The organism is Arthrobacter sp. P4_F10 (assembly GCF_056401435.1).
In genome coordinates, this window is record NZ_JBFUJJ010000074.1 from 1 (window position 1) to 5,262 (window position 5,262).

General features: G+C 63.2%; 5 protein-coding genes and 2 pseudogenes. 3 read left to right on the forward strand and 4 right to left on the reverse strand.

Annotation, left to right across the window (positions count from 1 at the left end; translation table 11 throughout):
- The 3 genes and pseudogenes from AC1DR1_RS22815 to AC1DR1_RS22825 form a co-directional block, all read left to right on the forward strand.
- Nucleotides 1–261 (forward strand): annotated as a pseudogene (locus tag AC1DR1_RS22815) (NDP-hexose 4-ketoreductase); the annotation flags it as partial.
- Nucleotides 262–608: 347 nt separating this feature from the next.
- Nucleotides 609–821 carry a hypothetical protein gene (locus AC1DR1_RS22820; protein ID WP_229995620.1) on the forward strand — a complete coding sequence of 71 codons (213 nt, stop codon included), beginning with the start codon at nucleotides 609–611 and terminating at the stop codon, nucleotides 819–821.
- A 129-nt stretch (nucleotides 822–950) separates the two neighbouring features.
- Nucleotides 951–1,223, forward strand: coding sequence for a hypothetical protein (locus AC1DR1_RS22825; RefSeq protein ID WP_229995628.1), 273 nt, complete (start codon nucleotides 951–953; stop codon nucleotides 1,221–1,223).
- Nucleotides 1,224–1,713: 490 nt separating this feature from the next.
- Here the strand turns inward: AC1DR1_RS22825 and AC1DR1_RS22830 are convergent, their stop codons facing one another.
- The 4 genes and pseudogenes from AC1DR1_RS22830 to aspA all read right to left on the reverse strand — a co-directional run.
- Entirely contained in the window at nucleotides 1,714–2,043 is a 330-nt protein-coding gene (locus tag AC1DR1_RS22830; RefSeq protein ID WP_229995621.1) for a hypothetical protein, read from the reverse strand.
- Nucleotides 2,044–3,075: 1,032 nt separating this feature from the next.
- Nucleotides 3,076–3,369: a winged helix-turn-helix domain-containing protein gene (locus AC1DR1_RS22835; protein ID WP_476967885.1), complete on the reverse strand. Its 294-nt coding sequence runs from the start codon at nucleotides 3,367–3,369 to the stop codon at nucleotides 3,076–3,078.
- A gap of 71 nt (nucleotides 3,370–3,440) precedes the next feature.
- A complete protein-coding gene (locus AC1DR1_RS22840; protein ID WP_476993421.1) occupies nucleotides 3,441–4,742 on the reverse strand; it encodes a dicarboxylate/amino acid:cation symporter in 1,302 nt (433 codons plus the stop codon).
- A 149-nt stretch (nucleotides 4,743–4,891) separates the two neighbouring features.
- Nucleotides 4,892–5,262 (reverse strand): annotated as a pseudogene (gene aspA, locus AC1DR1_RS22845) (aspartate ammonia-lyase); the annotation flags it as partial.

Sequence of the window (5,262 nt, forward strand, 5' to 3'; positions counted from 1 at the left end):
GACATGGGCATCGAGCTCACGTCCGCGGCCAAGGTGCTCCTGGCGACCCGCGGCTACGACCCCGCCATGGGTGCCCGGCCGCTGCGCCGCACCATCCAGCGCGAGATCGAGGACCAGCTCTCCGAGAAGATCCTCTTCGGCGAGCTGCACTCCGGCGACATCGTGGTGGTGGATGTGGAGGGCGAAGGCGACGACGCGAAGTTCACCTTCGCCGGCAACGCCAAGCCGCGCATCCCGGACGCACTGCCCGCCGCAGGCTGATCGGAATACCGCCGCTGGCCACCGCCGGGGTGGGCTGATATCCGGTGGCTCACCGCATTGTCCTGCGGGCTAAGGCTTGCCGGACTCTTTAGGATCTAGCCGCTGCGCTGCTGCCTTGTGGCCAATGCGGCGGTGTGGTTCGTCCGGACCACCCTCTGGAATTCACCGCCACTGGCCCATCTGCCTTTAACAATCCCCGAACGAACATCACAGCCCAGATCATCAAAATTGTATGACTCGGCTTATGCGCCGCAGTTCCTTCCTTACTAGGGCTGCTCGTAGGCTCGCAGCGACAGGGTGTGGCCGCTGCTCTGGTAAGCACCCGGTCAAGATGGGACGATGCATGTATGGGCGAGAACAAGGGGCGCCGTCCGGACCGATCCGCTCCTGACTTCGAGGAAGAACACGAGCAGACGGCCCCTCCAGTCGATCACCGAAGGCCGCCCACGAACCAGATGCGCACCGTTGGCCAGCGCCGCCGCGATGCGGAAGACAAGCTGGAGCACCACCAGCGCGAAGCCCGGAGCAAACCGAAGGACGAGACCGCAGCCGGACAATAACTGGACAACTGGACGCGACCCCAAGGCTGCGCGGCCGCACCACGTGTTCGCACCTGCCAGGGCCCCTGACAGCAAACGCCTGAGGGGTTCTTTCGTCGAACGGATGCCTGAAAGGCAGCAGTGACTGAGATGCACATCAAGGAAGAATGGAACCGGCTCGATCCCGCCACCCAGCAGTGGCTGATGGATAACCCGGGATGCGTGGTCCTGCCACGCACCCTGACGGCCATTATCAACAAGGAAACCGGCGAAAACGCCGACGCCGACGCACACGGCGAAACCGTGCTGACCGGCGAGGACAGGGACTTCATCCAGGCCAAGGCACGCGAAGCTGCGGCCAGACGGACTCCTTCGGACTATCGCTTCTTTGACGCCTCGCAGCCTAACGAATCCCCCGGGTAAACACGGAGTTGCTGCTTCAGCGTCGGCCGGGGACGGCAAAAAATTGCCCGCAGTGGAGTTCAATGCTGACGAAACGGCCGCGCACAGGCTTGCTTAGCCTGTTGTTGCCACCAGCATGGACACGCTGTTGGGCGTGTACCTGCCCCTGCTTCAGGACGCAGCTGAAAGAACCCGCCAGGACTGGGCCCGCTGACAGCCCCGCCCCTCCTCATCTTGGACTGACCCGGGCATGGCCACTCGAGTCTGGCTCCGCAAGGACTCACCTCAAGACGTCAGCCAAGCGTTCGTGCGTATCCCACATATTTATCGGGAGACGCATTGACCTAAGGCTTTTGTTTCTCTTGCGCGGCGGCGAGGATCGGTAGGCGTATCGTCCCGTTGCTCACGTCGCATGCTAACAATAGGCGCGCTGCATGGGCGGAGGATTCAGGCGCGCGGAACTGGATTGTGAGCTAACGCGGGGCTTGCCGCGGCAGCTGGTGCGGGCTTGTCAGGCTGCCAGGACTAGTGATGGGGCCGCGGACGTCGCGTGGCCCGGCGTCAGGATGCTGATCCGATAGTCGCGCTGGAGCGGGTCGGCGTGCACCGGCAGGTGGTGCGACTTTGCGCACCTCTGAAGCTCTCCCATCGCGTCGGGGTCAACGTGTGCACGGGTCACATCCAGTTCCAGCGCCAGTCCGGAGGCGAGTGCGCTGGCGCGCTTGACCACGTCATACAGGCAGCCATGGACGCTCTGAGCCGTCACGTGGCCCTGGACCCTGACGTGGGCCTTGGCGCCGTCGAGGTCCACGCGGACCAGCACCCGCAGCTTCTCGTTCACAAAGTTCTCCGCTCTAAATCGGGGCCACCACGCTGTGGCCCCCGACAACGATAGACGCAATGTGACCTGGATAACAACACCATCCGTGAGTGGGGCGCAACCGTGCTGGCGTCTGCCGACACGCAGGGCGATCATGCCGACTTCCAGGCAGCCGAATTTCGTCAGTACTAAAAGGCGAGCAGCGCCCTACGGTTTGGGTGCGGTGGTCCGGTGGAGGGGAGTTGGGACGGCCAATCGAGGTGTGTACATTGTCCACGCTGCGGGCTCCGGATTGGGCCGTATGTGGATCGGACTGGGCCGTATTCCGCATGTTTCCGGGAGTTCCCATTGTTCGCGGGGCTGGAATGCAGTTCGAGGGGGTCCTTGCCTTAGCATGTGGGCATTAACCCGGGTTGGGTCCTTCTGACGCTTATCGCGGCCTGGTGCCTGGCCGCCGCGGTGGCCTATGAAGTTGTGTGGACGGCGGGTTCAGGGCGCTGGCTGGTGGGCACTCCGCCTGCTGGGATGTGCGGTCATTCGGCCTCCTTTCTGGCCTTCTTGTGTTGGCCGTTGTCGGTCTTGTACCTATTCATGTCGTGGAGTCCTGTCGGCGACATGACCTGCGGGGATTTCTTGGAGATTTTTCTCCGGATTTCTTGTTTACCGGCGGCCTGGGGGAGAGCTTGGTGCCGACTCCGGCTATACCGCCGGCCTACAACCCGCCCACGAGCCAGACTGCAGGCTGTCTTCGCCGCCAAAGACCACATGGCATTGGGCATGCTCCGGGCCTTCCGGGAAAGGGGAAATATAGGGTCCCGAAGACATCAGCCTCGCCGGTTTTGACGACGTGCCCGAAGCCTCGTCCTACGCCCCACCGTCCATAATGCAATCCAGTGCTTTTACCGGGGATCTGGATGCCCGACTCAATACGGCGGCATCTTTCGGTCCTAGAGTCAATGCCCGGACGGCATGAGATTCCGGCCGCAAGAGCACAGAGGACGACGGCGGGAGGTCCCGCCGTCGTCCGCAAACATGGTAGCCAGCGCCGCCCGGCTAGGAGTCCGACTCCGCTTTTTCAGGAGCGATGCCGTAGAAGGGCGTGAACCGACCTCTCGCTCCGGGGGAAATGTTGGAACGGACGATCGAGGCCTTCTCCAGCGCTGCCAGGTGGTATCTGACTGCGCCCCGCGAGGACGCGATGCCGTCGCTGATGTCAGCTACTTTGCTTGCACCATGGCTTCGCAGGTAGTCGATGATTTGTGACTTGATGGGTGCGCTTCTCGCTCTTTCCGTCCGCTCAATGCAGTGCACGTCCATCGGGCTCTGGACTTCAAAGTCAGCGGTCATTGGCGATGGCCTTTCATCCGGTGTGGGGGTCGGTTTGCAGGTTGATAATTGGTTGGCCGACCGGGTGCCGGTCAGTGCCTCGAAACGAGCTCGGGTTGCCGGCTGTCCTCAGTGTCTTGGCCGTCGTCGGAGGTGCCGGCGCGCGACGCCGTGAGGAGGGACGTGGACTTGTCGTGGTTCCGGCCGATGACCGCGGTGGCGATGGCATTTCCTAGGATGTTGGTGGCGGTGCGCCCCATGTCCAGGAGCTGGTCGATCACCAGCAGGACTCCAATTCCGGCGGCGGGGATGCCGAAGGCAGGGACCACGGCGGCGACGACGACGAGTGACCCGCGGGGCACGCCGGCCATGCCCTTGCTGCTGAGCAGGAGCATTGCGGTCATCGCGATCTGCTGGCCAAGGTCCATGTCGATGCCGTAGGCGTTGATCAGGAAGACCGACGCGAAGGTCATGTACATCATGGATCCGTCCACGTTGAACGAGTAACCCAGGGGCAGCACGAAGCCGGTGGTGCGCTTGTCGATGCCGAACTTGGTCAGGCCTTCGATGAGCTTGGGCAGGGCGGCTTCACTGCTGGAGGTGGYGAACGCGATGACCATGGGTTCGCGCACTATCCGGACCAGTCGGAAGGCGGCCCGTCCGAGGAAGGCGACCGCGACGGCGATCATGATCGCCCAGAGTGCGGAGAGGGAGATGTAGAATCCGCCGATGAACGACGCGTAAGTGGCAAACGCGTCGAGACCCTTGGAGGTGAAGGCTGCCGCGATGCCGGCGAAAACGCCGACGGGTGCCGCCTTCATCACATATCCGGTGACCTTCAGCATGACGCCCATCAGTTCGTCGATGGCATCCGCTATGGAGGAGCGGCCCATCTTCCGGAGGTTCAGCAGGGCGATGCCGAAGAGAGCGCCGAAGACAAGGATCTGAAGGGGGTTGTTTTCTGTCAGGGCGGCGAAGACGCTCGTGGGGATGATGTGGGTAACAAACGCCTGGTAGTCGAGGGGCTTCGTTTCCATCCCCGCGCCACCTCCCGGCATCAGGTGGAGCCCGTCACCGACGTTGAGTACATGGGCCGTGATGAAGCCGAAGGCGCCCACCAGGACGGAGGCGGACAGGAACCATATCATCGAGCGGCCAAAGAGCTTGCCCACGCCGGCGGATTTGGCCGCTCCTGCGATGCCGGAGACGAGGGTGGCAAAGATCAGCGGGGCAATGATCATCTTGATGAGGTTCAGGAACATGTGCGTCACGGTGTCGAGGACAGCCACGACAGATTCGCGCGCGTCCACCGGGAGCAGCCAGTGGAAGAGCAGACCGCTGACGATTCCGAACAGGAGCGCTGCCAGGATCCACATCGTTGATTTGTTTTTCATATTCAGTCCTTGGGTAGAGGCCGGGTTGGTGGCCCGGTGCTGGAACGGCCCTCGTCATCGAGTTCCGTTTCTCTGTGGTCGGTCGGGATTTTGGGCACGACGGTGTGCCCCTTGCTCCCTGGTCGGGCGGGGTCGTGGGTGTGCGGCGGTTATTTTCTCAGGTTGGCGAGGCGTTGTGGGCTGAGGAGCTCGGTGAGCTGCTCGGCGGTGAGCAGCCCGTGTTCGAGTACGAGCTCCGCGACGCCCTTGCCGGTGGCGAGGGCTTCCTGCGCGATGGCCGTGGCCGTGGCGTAGCCCAGGTGCGGGTTCAGGGCGGTGACGAGGCCGATTGACTGTTCCACCGTGAGGCGGAGGTGTTCGGTGTTGGCGGTGATGCCCCGGACGCAGCGGGCCGTGAGGGTGCGGCAGGCGGCTTCCAGGTGGGAGATGCTCTTGTGGAGGCTGTGGACGATGATCGGTTCGAAGGCGTTGAGCTGGAGCTGGCCGGCTTCTGCGGCCATGGTGATGGTGACGTCGTTGC